The following is a 1,879-nucleotide window of genomic DNA, read 5'->3' as shown; positions in this document are numbered from 1 at the left end:
TCCTCAAACAATTCTCCGAAATCGTGTCTGGTTGAACTAGCAGTTTCTAATTTTGTATTATTTATCAAATAATTTTCAAACTCATTTTTGTTGTAAATATGATAACATAAAATTTCTCCATTTCCTTTGACTACTAAATAACCTCCAGTAGCATCATATTTACCTGTCCAAACTTTAGAAGGCATCATTCCTAGAGCAATATCTGTTAAAAATCGTTTTATTTTATAAGAGTAAAATTGATGATTATTTGAAGTGTCAAAATTTAATGGATTTTGAATTTCAATTTCATCAACTAATTCTTTTATTTTAGTTTTGCTATCGGAGTAAAAATTAAAAACTAATTCTGATAAGATTTTAGGTAAAGAACTATCAATTAAAACTAAATTATTTGAAAAAATTTGTTTTTCGGTATTAGAAAACTCAAATATACCGCCTAATTCTTTGATTTTTAAAATTCTGTCTTTTATTTTACTTTTGGTAGAAATTGCATTTATTTCCTTTATATGGTCTTTTGAAAGATTAGATATTTTAAAGCAAAAATTCGTAGTTTTTCCAGCATTCAATAGAGTAGAAGGATTACCTAATTGTGATTTAATACTGAAGCCCAGAGTTGGTTGTTGGCCAGTTCTTTGGTCATGAACTACAATTGTAATATCTGTTTTTGCGGACGAACTTGCTTTTAATGAAATACAATTTATACTGTGCATAAATTCCTCAATTTCAGGGACAGAAAATGTTCTTTCAGTGTTAGATTTTATAGAGTTTAGTAAGAAAGTAGCATTTTCTTTAAATTCTAATATTGGTATTCTTAAAACTTCATCAGATCCAGAAATCAATACGATATCATCTTCAATCGAATATTGAAAGTCTCCATTAGTTTCTGTTCTTAATATTCGGAGAATAGGATAAACTAAATTCTCAATTTTCTCAAAATTTTCATTTCCTGATTGAAGTTCTTTATCTCCAAGTAATTTGAAAAGAGCATATATTTCGCTCCATTCACCTTTATTTCCTGTTATCATTGCAATTTAATTTCTCAATTATTTTTTCTGCTGTAGCTTGAATTGCAGGAACAGCAACTGAATTTCCAAATTGTTTATATGCTTGAGCATCTGACACAACAATTTTAAATTCTTCTGGAAATCCTTGAAGCCGTGCCCATTCTCTTGGAGTCATTTTTCTAATTCCTTCTCGGTTAACTTCTCCTGTTATTTTTGTAATTGGTTTAAAATTGGTTAATCGGTTGTCTAAAAGAAGATTTCGTTCTCTTCCCATTCCTCCACAAACTACAGAATTAGCAATTCCATCATTTGGAATGATTTGAAAACCAAAACCATTACCTTTATTTTCGTGTCTTTCTTTATGTTTACGTAATGTTTCTACATAAGTTGTAGATAAATAATATTTCACTGAAACTTCTTCTTGTTCCAAAATATTTTCTAATGTAACTTTCTTGTTTTTTGGTTTAGGATATCTAAACTCTGTAATTCCTAAATCTTTTCTAAAACCAACAATGAAAATTCGTTCTCTATTTTGAGGAACTCCATAATCTTTTGCATTAATAATTTGTGGCTCAGGAACAAAGTAGTTTAAATCTTCTCTTAAAGTATTTAAAATTGTTTGAAGAGTTTTTCCTTTGTCGTGATTTCTTAAACCTTTTACGTTTTCTAAAAAAAATGCTTTAGGTTGTTTGCTTTTAATTATTTCTGCGACATCAAAAAATAATGTTCCTCGTGTATCTTCAAAACCGCCTCTTTTTCCTGCAATAGAAAAGGATTGGCAAGGAAATCCAGCACATAAAACATCAAAACCGTCTGGAATATAGCTTTTAGTTTTAGGTTTGGTAATATCCCCAAAAGGAATTTCTCCGAAATTAGCT

2 protein-coding genes are annotated in these 1,879 nt (G+C 29.0%); both read right to left on the bottom strand.

The window, feature by feature from the left end:
• Window positions 1-1,022: HpaII family restriction endonuclease (locus EC396_RS12625; protein ID WP_129366994.1), on the bottom strand; the 1,022-nt coding region annotated here is incomplete at its 3' end.
• On the bottom strand, window positions 1,006-1,879 hold an 874-nt coding region (locus tag EC396_RS12620; protein WP_164975290.1), incomplete at its 5' end, for a DNA cytosine methyltransferase. The genes EC396_RS12620 and EC396_RS12625, both read right to left, overlap by 17 nt.

The organism is Lutibacter sp. HS1-25 (assembly GCF_004121075.1).
Classification (GTDB): domain Bacteria; phylum Bacteroidota; class Bacteroidia; order Flavobacteriales; family Flavobacteriaceae; genus Lutibacter.
Note: the sequence above shows the minus strand (reverse complement) of the source record. Positions and strands in the feature narration are given on the sequence as shown.